Source organism: Peribacillus sp. NPDC097284, assembly GCF_044761765.1.
Lineage (GTDB): Bacteria > Bacillota > Bacilli > Bacillales > DSM-1321 > Peribacillus.
The window spans coordinates 484,638-500,474 of sequence record NZ_JBIWCZ010000001.1 but is presented as its reverse complement, the minus strand read 5'-3'; the positions used below and the strand labels follow the sequence as shown (position 1 = coordinate 500,474).

General features: G+C 40.7%; 13 protein-coding genes. All 13 read left to right on the top strand.

Annotation, left to right across the window (positions count from 1 at the left end; all coding sequences use genetic code 11):
- The first annotated feature begins 71 nt into the window (after positions 1 to 71).
- The 13 genes from polX (at position 72) to ACIQXU_RS02485 (ending at position 15,663) form a co-directional block, all read left to right on the top strand.
- Positions 72 to 1,790: a DNA polymerase/3'-5' exonuclease PolX gene (gene polX / locus ACIQXU_RS02545; protein ID WP_402986553.1), complete on the top strand. Its 1,719-nt coding sequence runs from the start codon at positions 72 to 74 to the stop codon at positions 1,788 to 1,790.
- 32 nt (positions 1,791 to 1,822) lie between these two features.
- On the top strand, positions 1,823 to 4,177 hold the full coding sequence (locus ACIQXU_RS02540; protein WP_402874504.1) for an endonuclease MutS2: 2,355 nt from the start codon (positions 1,823 to 1,825) through the stop codon (positions 4,175 to 4,177).
- A gap of 65 nt (positions 4,178 to 4,242) precedes the next feature.
- Positions 4,243 to 4,650, top strand: coding sequence for a DUF350 domain-containing protein (locus tag ACIQXU_RS02535; RefSeq protein WP_402874507.1), 408 nt, complete (start codon positions 4,243 to 4,245; stop codon positions 4,648 to 4,650).
- A 194-nt stretch (positions 4,651 to 4,844) separates the two neighbouring features.
- Positions 4,845 to 5,597 carry a GNAT family N-acetyltransferase gene (locus ACIQXU_RS02530; RefSeq protein ID WP_402986550.1) on the top strand — a complete coding sequence of 251 codons (753 nt, stop codon included), beginning with the start codon at positions 4,845 to 4,847 and terminating at the stop codon, positions 5,595 to 5,597.
- A gap of 362 nt (positions 5,598 to 5,959) precedes the next feature.
- Positions 5,960 to 7,627, top strand: coding sequence for a propanediol/glycerol family dehydratase large subunit (locus ACIQXU_RS02525; protein WP_402986547.1), 1,668 nt, complete (start codon positions 5,960 to 5,962; stop codon positions 7,625 to 7,627).
- A 13-nt stretch (positions 7,628 to 7,640) separates the two neighbouring features.
- The gene (locus tag ACIQXU_RS02520; RefSeq protein WP_402986544.1) at positions 7,641 to 8,216 is read left to right on the top strand and encodes a propanediol/glycerol family dehydratase medium subunit; all 576 of its coding nucleotides are present in this window, start codon (positions 7,641 to 7,643) and stop codon (positions 8,214 to 8,216) included.
- Positions 8,217 to 8,226: 10 nt separating this feature from the next.
- Positions 8,227 to 8,673: a diol dehydratase small subunit gene (locus ACIQXU_RS02515; RefSeq protein ID WP_402986541.1), complete on the top strand. Its 447-nt coding sequence runs from the start codon at positions 8,227 to 8,229 to the stop codon at positions 8,671 to 8,673.
- A gap of 6 nt (positions 8,674 to 8,679) precedes the next feature.
- On the top strand, positions 8,680 to 10,515 hold the full coding sequence (locus tag ACIQXU_RS02510) for a diol dehydratase reactivase subunit alpha (protein ID WP_402986538.1): 1,836 nt from the start codon (positions 8,680 to 8,682) through the stop codon (positions 10,513 to 10,515).
- Entirely contained in the window at positions 10,512 to 10,844 is a 333-nt protein-coding gene (locus tag ACIQXU_RS02505; RefSeq protein ID WP_402986534.1) for a glycerol dehydratase reactivase beta/small subunit family protein, read from the top strand. The genes ACIQXU_RS02510 and ACIQXU_RS02505 overlap by 4 nt, the downstream gene beginning before the upstream one ends.
- Positions 10,845 to 10,853: 9 nt before the next feature.
- The gene (locus tag ACIQXU_RS02500; protein ID WP_402986532.1) at positions 10,854 to 11,297 is read left to right on the top strand and encodes a GlcG/HbpS family heme-binding protein; all 444 of its coding nucleotides are present in this window, start codon (positions 10,854 to 10,856) and stop codon (positions 11,295 to 11,297) included.
- Positions 11,298 to 11,662: 365 nt separating this feature from the next.
- On the top strand, positions 11,663 to 12,898 hold the full coding sequence (locus ACIQXU_RS02495) for a sensor histidine kinase (protein WP_402987360.1): 1,236 nt from the start codon (positions 11,663 to 11,665) through the stop codon (positions 12,896 to 12,898).
- 5 nt (positions 12,899 to 12,903) lie between these two features.
- Entirely contained in the window at positions 12,904 to 13,662 is a 759-nt protein-coding gene (locus tag ACIQXU_RS02490; protein ID WP_402987357.1) for a response regulator transcription factor, read from the top strand.
- A 303-nt stretch (positions 13,663 to 13,965) separates the two neighbouring features.
- Positions 13,966 to 15,663, top strand: a complete 1,698-nt coding sequence (locus tag ACIQXU_RS02485; protein ID WP_402874512.1) for an AMP-binding protein — start codon at positions 13,966 to 13,968, stop codon at positions 15,661 to 15,663.
- Positions 15,664 to 15,837: the final 174 nt, after the last annotated feature.

Genomic DNA, 15,837 nt, shown 5'->3' with positions numbered 1-15,837 from the left:
TTTGGCGTTAAGAAAGGTATCTTTAAGAAAGTATCCAAGGGAGTTTCCCTACTAATTTTGGTGGTGAAAAAATGACAATCAATAAAAAAGATATTATAAAATTATTAGAAAAGATAGCCATATACATGGAACTTAAAGGAGAAAATCCGTTTAAAGTATCGGCTTTCCGCAAGGCGGCTGGTGCATTGGAAACCGATGACCGGAGTCTAACGGCCATCGATGACTTTACGGCGTTGAATGGCATCGGGAAAGGGACGGCATCCGTTATTGAAGAATTTATCAATGAAGGGAAGTCGACCGTTCTTGAAGAGCTTCAGGAGCAGGTGCCGAAGGGCTTGATACCGCTTTTACAACTTCAGGGATTAGGCGGTAAAAAAATCGCCAAGCTACACAAAGAATTACATATTAATGATGTGAATGACCTTAAACTGGCATGTGTGGAGGGGCGTGTCGCGGCTCTGACCGGTTTCGGTAAAAAAACAGAAGAAAAGATCTTATCAGCCATTGCCGAGGCTGGATCAAGGCCTGACCGTCTTCCACTTGCTTTCATGAGACCGATTGCTGACGATATCGAGATGGCGATTGGCAATATGGAGCATATCACGCGCTCATCAAGAGCCGGCAGTATGCGAAGAATGAGGGAAACGGTTAAAGATCTTGATTTCATCATATCCACGGACCACCCCGAAGAGGTGAAGGAACAGCTTCTTTCATTGCCTGGCATTAAGCAAGTCATTGCCGCAGGTGATACAAAGGTTTCGGTCGTCCTTGATTATGAATATGATATTTCTGTCGATTTCCGGATCGTGCAGGATAAAGAGTTCACCACGACTCTTCACCATTTCACCGGTTCGAAGGATCATAATGTACGTATGCGCCAGTTGGCTAAAGAACGGGGAGAAAAGATAAGTGAATATGGCGTGGAGGTAGCTGAAACGGGAGAAATTCTGACCTTCGAAACAGAAGAGCAATTTTACAATCATTTCGGCATCCCGCTCATTCCACCCGAATTACGTGAAGATGGGACGGAAGTGGAACAGTACAATGAAAGTGAACCGCTTATAACGGTAGAAGATATTCAGGGTGACCTGCATATGCATACCACTTGGAGCGATGGTGCTTATTCGATTGAAGAAATGGTTGAAGCATGTCGGGCCAAAGGCTATAAATATATGGCTATCACTGACCATTCACAATACTTGAAAGTGGCGAATGGCTTGACTGCAGAGCGGTTGCGCGAACAAAAACAGATCATTCATGACATTAATGAAAAGTATGATGATTTTACGGTCCTATCAGGAATCGAAATGGATATCCTTCCAGATGGAACCCTTGATTACGATGATGAATTGCTGGCAGAGATGGACTTGGTCATCGCCTCCATCCACTCGAGCTTTTCTCAGCCACGGGAAACGATCATGGAACGATTAAAAACGGCATTGAATAACCCGCATGTCGATATTATTGCCCATCCGACAGGAAGAATCATCGGCAGACGAACAGGATATGATGTCGATATGGATATGCTAATTGAACTGGCACGCGAGACGAATACGGCACTTGAGTTGAATGCTAACCCGAACCGTTTGGACTTGGCTCCGCCTCATCTACGTAAAGCGCAAGAAGCGGGCGTGACGGTTGTGATCAATACTGATGCCCATAGTATTGATATGCTTGAACATATGCCGGTTGGCGTATCTTCTGCTAAAAAAGGATGGATTAAAAAAACAACGGTTCTTAACGCGATGGATACGGATGGTTTATTGACGTTTTTAAAGAGAAATGACTAATTATTTACTCACTGAGGAGGAGTCTTAACTCCATGCATAATAAAGCTTTAAAGACATTGGAATTTGATAAAATTAGAGAACAATTGGTTTCCCATGCTTCGTCTGCAATCGGGAAGGAGAAGGCACAGCAATTAATGCCTTCCACCGACTTCGAGGAAGTATCGAGATGGCAGGATGAAACGGATGAGGCGGCTAAAATTGTCCGGTTAAAAGGTAATCTTCCATTGGGAGGAATATTCGATATCCGCCTGCAGGCTAAAAGGGCGCAAATCGGTGGCATGTTATCCCCGATGGAATTGATGGAAACGGCTAGCACCATTCGTGCTGGTCGGATCTTGACTCGATTTTTCGAAGAAATCGCGGAACAGGAGATTGAAGTTCCGCTATTGGCTGAGTTTATCGATTCGCTTCATCCCCTGATTGATTTGCAACAGGAAATTACCTATGCTATTAGCGAACATGGGGAAGTGATGGATTCGGCAAGTGATAAGTTGCGCACGCTTCGTAACCAGATTCGCACGAATGAAAGCAGGGTTCGTGAAAAACTCGAAAGCATGATTCGTTCTTCGAATGCAACGAAAATGTTGTCAGATGCCATCATTACGATTCGAAATGACCGCTTTGTCATTCCTGTAAAACAGGAATACCGTAGTGTGTATGGTGGAATCATCCATGACCAATCTTCATCAGGACAAACGCTGTTCATTGAACCACAGGTGATTGTCCAATTGAATAATGTCCTTCAGGAAACACGTGTAAAGGAAACACAGGAAATCGAACGCATTTTGGTCGAGATTTCCGAAAAAGTAGGCGAGTTCACTCCAGAACTATTCCATAACGTCAAGGTGCTTGCCCACGTGGATTTCCTTGTTGCAAAGGCAAAATACGCCAAAGCGATAAAAGGATCGAAACCACGTTTGAACAATGAAGGCCGCGTGAAACTATTCAAGGCGAAACACCCGCTTATTCCAGCGGATGTCGTCGTTGCCAATGATATCTTCCTTGGAGAAGATTTTACGACGATTGTCATCACCGGACCGAATACAGGAGGTAAGACGGTAACACTCAAAACAATAGGCATTTGTACGTTAATGGCCCAGGCAGGTCTGCAAATCCCTGCTCTTGATGGTTCTGAAACGGCCGTATTCTCCTCCATCTATGCAGATATCGGGGATGAACAGTCAATCGAACAAAGCTTGAGTACGTTCTCTTCTCATATGGTCAATATTGTCGATATATTAAAGAATGTCGACCATGAAAGCCTTGTATTGTTCGACGAACTTGGAGCGGGAACCGATCCTCAAGAAGGTGCCGCACTGGCGATTTCCATATTGGATGAAGTCTACAAGCGTGGTGCACGCGTGATTGCTACCACTCACTATCCTGAGTTGAAAGCCTATGGGTATGACCGTGAAGGCGTCATTAATGCAAGCGTCGAATTCAACGTCGAGACTTTGAGCCCGACCTATAAGCTCCTTATCGGTGTTCCTGGTCGGAGTAATGCATTTGAAATTTCCAAGCGTCTTGGTTTGGAAGAGAGCGTCATTAGCAATGCCCGTAGCCATATTGGCGAGGATACGAATAAAGTCGAGAATATGATAGCTTCTCTTGAAGATAGCCGTAAGAAGGCAGAAGAAGAGGAACTAGAAGCAGCCGAGCTTCTAAAACAGGCCGACATTCTGCACAAGGATCTTCAAAAGCAAATGGAACAGTATAATGAAGAACGAGATGCGATGGGTGAAAAAGCGGCCAAAGAAGCAGAGGCAATCGTTGAACAAGCGAAAAAAGAAGCGGAAGCGATCATTGCTGACTTGCGCCAACTCCGTTTTGAAAAGCATGCCGATGTAAAAGAGCACGAACTGATCGATGCGAAAAAACGGCTGGAAGAAGCAGCGCCAAAAGTGAAGAAGTCAACAAAAAAAGCAGCTAAGCCTTTGGATAAAACTCTGAAACCTGGAGATGAAGTGAAGGTTGTAAGCTTTGGACAAAAAGGTAGTCTGATTGAAAAAGTCTCAAATAATGAATGGCAGGTACAAATCGGCATCATGAAAATGAAGGTGAAAGAGTCCGACCTTGAATTCATTAAAACGACAAAGGCGAAAGAAACGAAGCCGTTAACCACGATCAAAGGAAGAGATTACCATGTTAGCCTGGAGCTAGACCTTCGTGGGGAACGATATGAAAGTGCATTGTCGAGAGTCGAAAAGTATGTCGATGATGCATTGCTGGCAGGATATTCGCGTGTGTCCATCATTCATGGTAAGGGGACGGGTGCGCTCCGGTCCGGGGTCCAAGAATATTTGAAGAATCACAGATCAGTCAAGAAAATCCGTTTCGGGGAAGCTGGAGAAGGCGGAACTGGTGTGACGGTCGTAGAATTTAAATAAAGGAAAGTGGCCATTCAGGCACGCTGCTTAGCAGGAATGGCCGAATACCGTTAGGGAGTTGTCTCATGGAGAACATATGGGAAAATGAGTATGTGTATATAGCAGCCAGATATAGTGTCGTTATATTATGCATAATTGTTTTTTTAGCCGTTTTTGAACTTGTCACCAAGTACAAAAACTGGGAGGAAATCAAACAGGGGAATTTATCTGTCGCGATGGCCACCGGGGGCAAGATTTTTGGAATCGCCTATGTGTTTCAACAGTCCATTCTCCATCAGAACTCGCTACTTACAATGATAGGCTGGGGTGTATACGGTTTTATCCTGCTACTCATCGGTTATTTTATTTTTGAATTTATGACCCCGGGATTTAAAATAGATGAAGAGATACAAAAAGATAATCGGGCAGTGGGATTTCTTGCGATGATCATTTCAATCGCCCTATCCTTTGTCATCGGCGCTGGAATATCTTAATGTCCTGCATGAGAGGGAGAAAACTGTGGAGAAGCTTGCAAAAGTTTTAATTATTTGTTGCGGAATTTTTTTTCTGCTCGGAATCATCTATATGGTATTCTTGACCTGAAAAGAAGCGGCCGTTGCGTCGCTTCTTTATTTGGGTTCTTTTTTATATAATTATTTACGAAGCCTAGTACATGGAGGAAGAAATAATGGTTCAGCCTAAACTGATAAGGAAAATTGAAGAGCTATCAATGAACGCTTTGCCGGCATTGCAAACGCAGTTGTGTGATGGGTGGATTTTACGCTTTGCCGATGGGTATACCAAAAGGGCAAATTCGGTAAATCCCCTTTATCCTTCTTATGAAGATGTGAATAGAAAAATAGAATCTAGTGAAAAAGCTTTCTTGGAACGGAACATCCAGGTGTCTTATAAAATCACTCCACTGGCTAGTCCGGACGATTTAGACGATACCCTTGAAGCCTTGAATTATAGTATCGAAAGTAGGACCAGTGTGCAAGCTTTGTCATTAGCACATATGGAAGTACCGAGTGGAACCAATGTGCTCATATATAACGAGATGCCAGAAGCGCGGTTTGCAGATTTTTGTAGATTAAATAACATACATAAAAGAAATCAGCCCATTTTCAGGAAGGTGCTGGAACAAATCATTCCAACTACCTGTTTTATCTTTTTGACGGATGAAAAGGAGAAAACGCTAGCATGTGGACTCGGTGTTCTGGAGGATGAATACCTAGGTCTATTTAATATCGCCACCGAGGAGGCCTACCGAAACCGGGGCTATGGAACGAAACTCGTTACAAATCTCCTGTATTGGGGAAAGGAGAATGGAGCGAATAACGCCTATCTCCAAGTGGTGTTAACGAATGAACCTGCACGGAATCTTTATGCAACATTAGGTTTTAAAGAACTCTATCGATATTGGTTTAGGGTTAGAAATTAAATGTGTAGGAGTAGAGATACTCCTTTTTTGTTTACTCAGATATAAAAATGAATGTCAACGTTTCTAAGATACGTTTGTTCTTTCCCCAGAGTATAAGTCTTAGTTGGTAATTGATAAATAGCCAAAAGCATAAAAAATGCTAATGAATGTAAAATGCGTCTAGATACATTTGTTATTCTGAAAATTATAATAAATTATATGAAATAAAATTTAGGGGGATGGTGTCAAAAATAAGTTGTTGAATAGTAGATTACTTAAAGTTGCATATTGGAGGCTTTATGATTATCCAAAAAGATTGGCCTTTAGAAGTCTTTCGTTTATGAAAGCATAATATAAATAATCATAGAAAGAGGGTATCGCTTATGCAACGCTCAAAACGATTTGAGATTTTAGAAGAAAGACCGGTCAATAAAGATGGATTCGTAAAAGAATGGCCTGAAATGGGGTTTGTTGCCATGTCAAGCCCTAATGATCCCAAGCCGTCTATTAAGATAAAAAATGGCCAAATAATAGAGCTGGATGGAAAAAAACGAGAAGATTTTGATATGTTAGATCAATTTATTGCAGATTACACAATTGATTCAAGCTTAACTGAACAAGTCATGGCTCTTGATTCTTTGGAGATTGCTAAGAAACTTGTAGATATAAACGTTTCAAGGTCAGAGATTGTCAAATTGTCAAAAGGGCTCACTCCCGCAAAAGTACTAGAAGTACTCAATCATATGAATGTGGTTGAAATGATGATGGCTTTACAAAAAATGAGAGCAAGGAAAACACCGTCTAACCAATGCCATGTGACCAATGTACGCGATAATCCTGTATTAATGGCAGCGGATGCTGCAGAAGCGGGTCTCTACGGATTTGATGAACAAGAGACAACCGTTGGTGTTGCCCGTTACGCACCCTTTAATGCATTAGCCTTACTAGTGGGGTCCCAAACGGCAAGGAATGGAATTTTAACGCAAGATTCCTTAGAAGAAGCAACTGAACTTCGCTTAGCGATGCTGGGAATGACTTCCTATGCGGAAACTGTTTCAATTTATGGTACGGAATCTGTTTTTATGGATGGAGATGACACGCCATGGTCGAAATCATTTTTAGCTTCAGCCTATGCTTCACGTGGGGCTAAAATGCGTTTTACATCAGGTACTGGCTCTGAGGTGCAAATGGCGGGAGCAGAAGGGAAATCCATGCTTTATTTAGAGATTCGATGTGTGATGATGGCAAAAGGGGCAGGCGTTCAAGGGTTGCAAAATGGATCAATCAGCTGTATTGGCATACCAGCCTCCGTACCAAGCGGAATCCGGGCCGTCTTAGCAGAAAACTTAGCTACTACATTATTTGATATGGAAGTAGCTTCGGGAAATGACCAAACCTTTTCTCATTCGGAAATTCGACGTAGTGCTAAAATGCTATGTCAAATGCTTCCTGGTACGGATTTCATTTTTGCTGGATTCTCGGCTGTACCAAATAACGAAGATATGTTTGCAGGATCTAATATGGATTCAAGTGATTTGGACGATTACTTAATTATCCAACGAGATATGATGGTGGACGGTGGATTAAAACCAGTGGATGAAGAAAGCCTTATCAAAGTACGTTATGAAGCTGCTAAAGCATTACAGGTTATTTTTGAAGAACTCGGCTTCCCAGTGATTACAGATGAAGAGGTAGAGGCAGCCACATATGCTAACAGCAGTGAAGATATGCCACAACGAAATGTAGTCGAAGATTTAAAGGCTGCGGAACGGATTTTAAGAGATGGGATTTCTGGTTTCGATGTGGCTCTCATCCTGGCCAAGCGTGGTTATCGACAAACAGCTGAACGAATTTTCAATATGTTGAAACATAGGGTAGCTGGTGATTATTTGCATACATCTGCCATTATTAATAAAGACAATGTGGTTATAAGTGCGGTGAATGATGAAAACGATTACATGGGACCCGGGACTGGTTATCGACTTAGTCCGGAAAGATGGGATGAAATAAAAGATATTCGTCAGGCCATTAGTCCGCAAGATTTTGATTAAGGAGGAATGGAATATGACCACAGCTTTATCAATTGAGATGAAATTAACGGAAATTGGGTCTGCCCAAAAAGGAACAAATCCAAAAGAAGTAATAGTTGCTATCGCTCCGGCCTTTGGGAAAGAAATGAATAAGACCATCGTGAAAGTCGCTCATGCTTCTGTCTTACGTGAAATCCTTTCCGGGATTGAAGAACAAGGGGCTGTACCTCGTGTAATTCGAAGCTTGCGTACTGCTGATTTGGCTTTCATGGCCCATGGAGGAGCCCAATTAAGTGGTTCAGGTATCAGCATCGGCTTACAATCCAGAGGAACTGCAGTGATTCATCAGCGTGATTTAGACCCCCTAACTAATCTTGAATTATTTCCTCAATCCCCATTAATAACTTTAGAGATGTATCGGGCGATTGGACGAAATGCAGCAATGTATGCGATAGGGGAAAGCCCAAATCCTGTACCGGTATTAAATGATGAAATGACACGACCTAAATATCAAGCAGCAGCAGCTCTGCTCTATTTAAAGGAATGCCAATCCCTTATACCGGATAAGAAACCAGTTGAAGTTAAAGTTGAATTCTTAATAAAAGACTAGGAGGGTGAATATGGAGAGAGTAATAAAGAAAGATGGGGCAAATCTAACAAAAAATGACTATCCGCTAGGTATTAAAAGGCCAGATTTATTATACACACGTACAGAAAAGTCTTACAATGATTTGAATCTAGATGCCGCTTTAAAGGGAGACATAGCAGAAGCAGACTTACGTATCAGCCCAAACACGCTTGAAATGCACGCTGATATTAGTGAAACGCTAGGAAGACCACAACTCGCCAAAAACTTCCGTCGAGCAGCTGAAATGATTAATATATCGGATGCACGTATCTTACAAATATATAATGCCATGCGTCCTAATCGTTCGACTAGAGAACAGCTTTTAGAAATTGCCGATGAATTAGAAGAAGAGTATGGAGCATTAGAGAATGCAAATTTGATTCGTGAAGCTGCAGACGTATATGAAAGAAGAGGAAGGCTGAAGAAGGATGAGGATTAAAGGGGTATGAAAAGGATTTTAGCTGGTGTAGATATCGGTAATTCATCAACGGAAGTAGCAATTGCAAGGTTGGATGGAAACGATATAAAATTTCTTTCACAGTGTTTGGTGAGAACTACGGGTATAAAAGGAACGTCTGAGAATGTTGAAGGTATTCGACGCGCTTTGCAGGAAGCGGTCAAGAAAGCAGATATTGAGTTTGAAGATATTGATCTTATCCGATTGAATGATGCGGTACCGGTTATAGGCGATTTGGCCATGGATCTGATTAGTGAAACCATTATCACAGAATCCTCTATGGTTGGACATAACCCCGATACACCGGGTGGAGCAGGTCTAGGCGTTGGAATAACAGTGTTAATCGATCAAATAAGGAAAGTGGAACAAAAAGAACAAGATTATATTGCGGTAATCCCGAAATATTTCGATTATGCATGGGTTGCTCACTGTTTGAACCAAGCTGAAAGTGAAGGGATTTCTATTACTGGTGCGGTGGTACAAAAAGACGATGGGGTTTTAATACACAACCGTCTAAAGAAAAAGATACCGATTGTGGATGAAGTCGCATTAATTGAAAAAATTCCACTTTGGAAATTAGCGGCAGTTGAGGTTGCTTTACCGGGCCATGTAATCCGAACTTTAAGCAATCCATACGGTCTTTCTACTATTTTTCAGTTGGATCCTGACGAAACGATACAAATTGCGTTAATTGCCAAAGCGTTAGTTGGCAACCGCTCAGCTGTGGTTATTCGAACACCAAAAGGAGAAGTCGTCGAACGCAAAATAGAGGCAGGTAAAATCTTTTTAAAAGGAGCGAATACCCAAAAGCTAGAAGTATCCATTAATGATGGTGCTGAGGAGATAATGAATACCTATGGAAAGGTAGAAACATTGATAGACGTATATGGGGAAACAGGCACCAATGTTGGTGGAATGTTTAATGGTCTACGGCAAGATTTAGCCCAACTGACTGGACAATCACCAGATGATATTACAATCTCTGACTTTCTCGCTGTGGATGCTGTAATCCCCAATTCAATTACCGGAGCTATGGCGGGTGAGCTTTCTATGGAAAGCGGTGTCGCTTTAGCCTCAATGGTGAAAACGGATAAGGTTCCTGTGCAAAAAGTTGCTTCTTTATTGGAAAAAGAACTTGGTATCGAGGTGGAAATTGGTGGGGTTGAAGCAGAGATGGCAATTTGTGGCGCCTTAACGACACCCGGAACGAGAAAACCAATTGTGATTCTGGATATGGGAGGCGGGTCTACTGATGCTGCGCTGATGTATGAAAGTGGCAAAATTAACTCGTGTCACTTAGCAGGGGCAGGATCCATGGTCACGATGCTCATCAATTCTGAATTGGCTTTAGACGACAAGGAATTGGCTGAAAAAATAAAAAGAAATCCTTTAGGAAAAGTACTCAGCTTATTCCATATGCAACTAGAAGACGGAACGATGTTATTTTCAGAAAAACCTTATCCTCCCCATACCTTCGGAAAAGTGGTGGTCCGAGAAGAAGATGAACTTACCCCTTTAGCAACCAAGGCAACTATGGACAAAATTAGAGAAATCCGCAGAAGTGCAAAACGAAGAGTATTTGTGACTAATGCACTCCGAGCCCTGAAGCGAGTCGTTCCAACAGGCAATTTAAAACACCTATCTTTTGTTGTTATGGTAGGTGGCTCGGCTTTGGACTTTGAAATTCCACAAATGTTAACAGAGGAATTAGGAAAGTACGGAATTGTAGCAGGCTTTGCCAATATTCGCGGCACAGAAGGTCCTAGAAATGCAGTTGCAACTGGATTGGTACTAGCTTCTGTCAGGCACGAGGTATTGAAATGAATAATCACGAAGTATATATTGCTATTTTATATCACAGTGTTCTTGATTCTAATCTAATTAAAGAAGTCTGTGCGGGACTAGAAGAAGAAGGAGTTTCGTTCTTATTGGAAGAATGCGATAAAACGAATAGCTTTACTGAACTAGGAACTATCGCAGCAGATATGTCTCCTTTAAATGTAGGTATTGGCATCGACCAGTTTGGGAATTTATGTGTTCATCACGAGAAATTAAATTCGGAAGAACCTTATATACGAGACATCGTTCAAAATGGTCGGAAATCAGGAAAGAATGCAGCTCGATTAGTTAAAGGGTTACCATTATTTTTTTAAGAGGAAAGGATGGGGGAAATGACTCAGCTCAATTTAAAGGTAGCTAAGGAGCTCATTGAAAGTGCTGAAAAGAAAGCAAATGAAATCAATGTTCCAATGGTTATAAGCGTTGTGGATGAAGGTGGGAATTTTATTGCATCTCACCGAATGGACGATGCTTTATTGGTAAGTGTTGAACTTGCACAAAATAAAGCATGGACCTCCGTGGCCATGAAAATGACCACGGAGAGTTTAACGCAAGTAGCTGCAAATGGAAAAGAACTTTATGGAATTAATACAACTAATAACGGACGGGTTGTTGTATTCGGCGGTGGTATTCCATTGTACAATAATAGCAGAATCATTGGAGCAGTTGGTGTAAGTGGTGGTTCGGTTGAAGAAGATATATTGGTAGCCCAGAGTGCAGTTAATGCACTGAAGGATATAAAATTAATCGGGATTCTCTCTGAATAAAGCAATTTAACAATCAGTGAAGATTTTTATCTTCACTGATTTTATTAATTGAATAGAACTAAATGGTCCTTTGGTACTCGAACACCTTATTATCCTTTGAATATAGACTTTATTAAAAAAACTCCTAGTAATATTACGGAGTTCCTGGTTTCAGGGGTATCAATTATATGAAAGCCGGTAGAGCATCATTGGTTTTAAAAGGTTTATTGAGACTAAAATCAAGTATATTTTTCAATCTATAACAAACTATTTGTAGATTCTGGAACTTTATACTTTTTAATGGACACTAATTAGTTATAATAAAGGATATAAAATTTATTATTTTTAGAATAGAAAGAAAATTAATGTGGAGGTATAAGGTGACTATGTTGACTTTACGTAATATTGTGGATGTAGAGATGCTTCAGGATATCCAGAAACGCTTTTCAGACGCTACCGGTTTTGGAGTAATAATTGCGGATCAGCAAGGAATACCTGTCACCATACCAACTAATTTTACAAGTTTTTGTAACCACATACGTTCCAACGAAGAAGGATTTAAATGCTGTCTATTATCTGATCAGAAAGTGGGGCTAATTGCAGCTGAACAAGCAAAGCCCATTATGCATTATTGTCATTCGGGTCTAGTTGATGTAGCTGCACCTATTATTCTTAATGGCGAATATCTCGGTTCTGTTCTATGTGGTCAACTGTTGCTAGAAAATAGAGATGAGAAGCGTATTGAACAGAGTAGAGAAAAATTGAGAAGTCTACCAATTAATCAGGGGCTCCTAGAGCTTTATTTAGGTGAGATCGAATTTACCAGTCGAAAGCGGATTAAGGCAGTAATGGAAATGCTCGAACTTGTAGCGAATTATATTATAAAAACGGCAGTTAATTTTCTTGCACAGGAAGAGTTAAATACTATGAATCAAAAGTTGGTAGAGGAAATGAATGCCCGTGCATCACTAGAAAAACTATTAGAGGAAGCACAGTTAAAAATCCTTCAATCACAGATAAATCCTCATTTTTTATTTAACACTTTAAATACCATTTCCCGACTTGCTTATTTAGAAAATGCAGAACAAACACAAAAAGTCACATATTCATTGGCTAAAATCATGAGGTACAGTCTACGTAATATAGATCAGCCTGTAACGTTGAAGGAAGAATTAGATTATGTGAAAAATTACATAAATATTCAACAATCTCGTTTTCGTAGCTTAATTCAATATGAAGAAATAGTGGACGTAGAAGCTGAGTTAGTAAAGTTACCTATATTTTCAATTCAACCTATTATTGAAAACGCTATCATTCATGGATTTGAACCAGATAATAGTACAGTTACGGTAAAAACCCACGTGTTTTTAGATAAAGGGAATATAGTAATTGAAGTCTCTGATACGGGAGTTGGAATGACGAAAGAAAAGTTATCATCGATATTTTTACCATCCAGTAAAAAAAAGAATGGTCATACAACAGGAATTGGGATAGATAATGTAAAGAAACGACTTCAATTTCATTTTGGGGAAGAGTACGGTATAACAACCATCGAAAGTAAACCTGGATTTGGCACAATGGTTCGAATAATCATTCCAGTATCAGGAGGTGTTCTATCGTGAAGGTAATGATTGTAGATGATGAACCATTGGAACGGGAAGTCCTTATAATGATAATTAAAAAAGAGTATCTGGGCATAAGCCAATTATTCGAGGCCACAAATGGAGCGGAAGCCTTGGAACTTGCAAAGCAAAATCAAATGGATGTTATTCTTATGGATGTTAAAATGCCCATTATGGATGGCTTGGTTGCAGCGGAGATGATAAAAGATGAGGTGCCAGATTGCCAAATCATCTTTCTGACGGCGTATGATGATTGTAACTTCACTCGAAAAGTTATTGATACAGGTACAAGTGATTATTTATTAAAGCCTGCTCATCCGAATGATATCAAGAAAGCCTTAATAAAATATATACCTGTGGCAAAACGGCCGGTTTCAAACTCTTTAGGGGCAGTCTGTGATCATGACGACATTTTAACTATTCTCGAATATATCGAGAATAATTTTCACTTAGAAATTAATTTAGATGCTTTATCTAAGTTGGTCTTTCTTAGTGGACAATATCTTAGCAGACTTTTTAAACAAGAGACGGGTTACACAATCACACAATATATCACAGTCCGTCGCATTGAAAAAGCAAAACAATACTTGTTTTACAGTAGGGAAAATGTAATGGAAGTAAGCGAGAAATGTGGGTTCTCCGACCCAAATTACTTTGCCAGGGTATTCAAGAAATACGAAGGGGTTACACCATCCCAATATCAGCAGCAATCTCTTTTAGGAAGAAAAAAAAGAATCAACACATTCAACAATTTTGTTATGTAGTTTAGATTAATAATAGGAAGTCGACATGGACGAACGATACAGAGTTTTAAAAGTTTCGTAGTGCTTTCTAAAAAAGAATTCAAGGCTCAATGCACAGTCGCTTTAAAGTCATCTAACAATCTACCTTAAAAATATAAAGAGTAAGTGACTCCCACGAAACAACCAAAGATGAAAGGACTTTTACTCCTTTAAAACCGATTATCCTCCTTTATGCTTATTTTTTCTGAATACAGTAATTGTAAGAAAATACCGGTTGTATTATAATGAGTATGAGTATTAAGAATATTCAGAAGGAGGGGGCAAATGAGCAATAAGCCATGGCAAGCCATGTATCCGGAACAAATACCAACCGTTTTAACCTACGATGATAAACCTCTTTATTCATTATTGAAGGAGGCTGCAGATGAATTTCCAGATAAGGTGTCCATACATTTCCAGGGAAAGGAATTAACTTTCAAAGAAGTTTATGAATCTGCTACGAAGTTTGCATCCTACTTAAAGAGCATCGGTCTCCAAAAGGGAGAGCGTGTTGCGGTCATGCTTCCTAACTGCCCACAGGGAGTCATCAGCTTTTTTGGAATTTTGATGGCTGGTGGAGTGGTCGTCCAAACGAATCCTACCTATACGGAACGTGAATTAGAACATCAAATGAAGGATTCTGGAGCGAAGATCATCATAGCGATGGACATATTATTTCCTCGTGTCACCGCAGTCGCCCGGAGTACGGAAATCGAACATATTATTGTAACCGCTATCAAGGAGTACTTGCCTTTCCCGAAGAATCTTATCTATCCGTTCATTCAAAAGAAGGAATATGGCATAGTGGTCAAAGTGGAGCATGAAGGAAATCATCATTTATTCACGGAAATCATGAAGCGGAAAATGTCAGAAGAAATAGCAGAGCCAATCGATGTGGAGAATGACTTGGCGCTCTTGCAATATACCGGGGGGACAACCGGTTTCCCTAAAGGTGTCATGCTTACCCACAAGAATGTACTTGCGAATACGAAAATGTGCAATGCTTGGCTTTATAGATGTAAACGAGGCGAAGAGCGGATTCTGGCTATCCTACCATTCTTTCATGTGTACGGATTGACGACAGTTTTGATTCTTTCCGTTATGGAAGGAAATACGATGATCATCATGCCGAAGTTTGATGTCGAGTCTACATTGAAAACTATTCAAAAGCAGAGACCGACATTGTTTCCAGGGGCACCTACGATGTATATCGGTCTATTGAATCATCCTGACGTCTCCAAGTATGACCTGTCCTCCATTGAAGCGTGCATGAGTGGATCGGCACCCCTACCATTAGAAGTTCAGGAGCAATTTGAGAAAGTGACGGGTGGAAAGCTAGTTGAAGGTTTTGGTCTTTCGGAGACATCTCCAGTTACCCATGCCAATTTCATTTGGGATCAACCTCGGGTCAAAGGAAGCATCGGTTTGCCTTGGCCGGATACAGACTCAGTGATCCTTTCGTTGGAAACGGGTGAAGAACTTCCGCCAAATGAAATCGGTGAAATAGCGATTAAGGGGCCCCAGGTTATGAAGGGCTATTGGAATCGTCCTGAAGACACGGAAAACACATTTAAAAACGGCTGGCTTCTTACGGGTGATTTAGGTTATATGGATGAAAAAGGGTTCTTTTATGTAGTGGAACGCAAGAAGGATACAATAATTGCAGGTGGATTTAATATTTATCCACGTGAGGTGGAAGAGGTTCTGTATGAACATGAGGCCGTACAGGAAGTAGTAGTGGCAGGAATTCCTGATCCATATCGTGGGGAAACCGTCAAAGCCTATGTTGTATTGAAGAACGGGGCAAGTGTAACGGAAGAGGAATTGAATCAGTTTGTGAGAAAGAGCTTAGCTTCCTATAAGGTACCACGTCTTTATGAATTTAGAGAGGAACTTCCTAAAACGACCATTGGTAAGATCTTGAGGAGAGTCCTAATTGATGAGGAAAAGAAAAAAATCCCACCAGAAAAAAAGGAGGCGTAAACATCTTACGGAGCTGTAATAGTGAGCTCCGTTTGCGGAACAACTGGACAACCTTAAGTAATGAGGGGTAGAATGGAAAAAGGATGTTATGACTCTATGGAAGTTTTTGCTTGACAGTAGAGAGTCATCATTTTATGATAGAAATATGAATGATGATTCATTCATTTTCTGAAA

Bases quoted from the DNA above. Each gene is read 5' to 3' on its own strand.
- ACIQXU_RS02535 (WP_402874507.1), top strand. From the start codon at position 4,243: ATGGAGAACATATGGGAAAATGAGTATGTGTATATAGCAGCCAGATAT.
- ACIQXU_RS02485 (WP_402874512.1), top strand. From the start codon at position 13,966: ATGAGCAATAAGCCATGGCAAGCCATGTATCCGGAACAAATACCAACC.
- ACIQXU_RS02515 (WP_402986541.1), top strand. From the start codon at position 8,227: ATGGAGAGAGTAATAAAGAAAGATGGGGCAAATCTAACAAAAAATGAC.
- polX (WP_402986553.1), top strand. From the start codon at position 72: ATGACAATCAATAAAAAAGATATTATAAAATTATTAGAAAAGATAGCC.
- ACIQXU_RS02510 (WP_402986538.1), top strand. From the start codon at position 8,680: ATGAAAAGGATTTTAGCTGGTGTAGATATCGGTAATTCATCAACGGAA.
- ACIQXU_RS02495 (WP_402987360.1), top strand. From the start codon at position 11,663: ATGTTGACTTTACGTAATATTGTGGATGTAGAGATGCTTCAGGATATC.
- ACIQXU_RS02505 (WP_402986534.1), top strand. From the start codon at position 10,512: ATGAATAATCACGAAGTATATATTGCTATTTTATATCACAGTGTTCTT.
- ACIQXU_RS02525 (WP_402986547.1), top strand. From the start codon at position 5,960: ATGCAACGCTCAAAACGATTTGAGATTTTAGAAGAAAGACCGGTCAAT.
- ACIQXU_RS02540 (WP_402874504.1), top strand. From the start codon at position 1,823: ATGCATAATAAAGCTTTAAAGACATTGGAATTTGATAAAATTAGAGAA.
- ACIQXU_RS02520 (WP_402986544.1), top strand. From the start codon at position 7,641: ATGACCACAGCTTTATCAATTGAGATGAAATTAACGGAAATTGGGTCT.
- ACIQXU_RS02490 (WP_402987357.1), top strand. From the start codon at position 12,904: ATGATTGTAGATGATGAACCATTGGAACGGGAAGTCCTTATAATGATA.
- ACIQXU_RS02530 (WP_402986550.1), top strand. From the start codon at position 4,845: ATGGTTCAGCCTAAACTGATAAGGAAAATTGAAGAGCTATCAATGAAC.
- ACIQXU_RS02500 (WP_402986532.1), top strand. From the start codon at position 10,854: ATGGGGGAAATGACTCAGCTCAATTTAAAGGTAGCTAAGGAGCTCATT.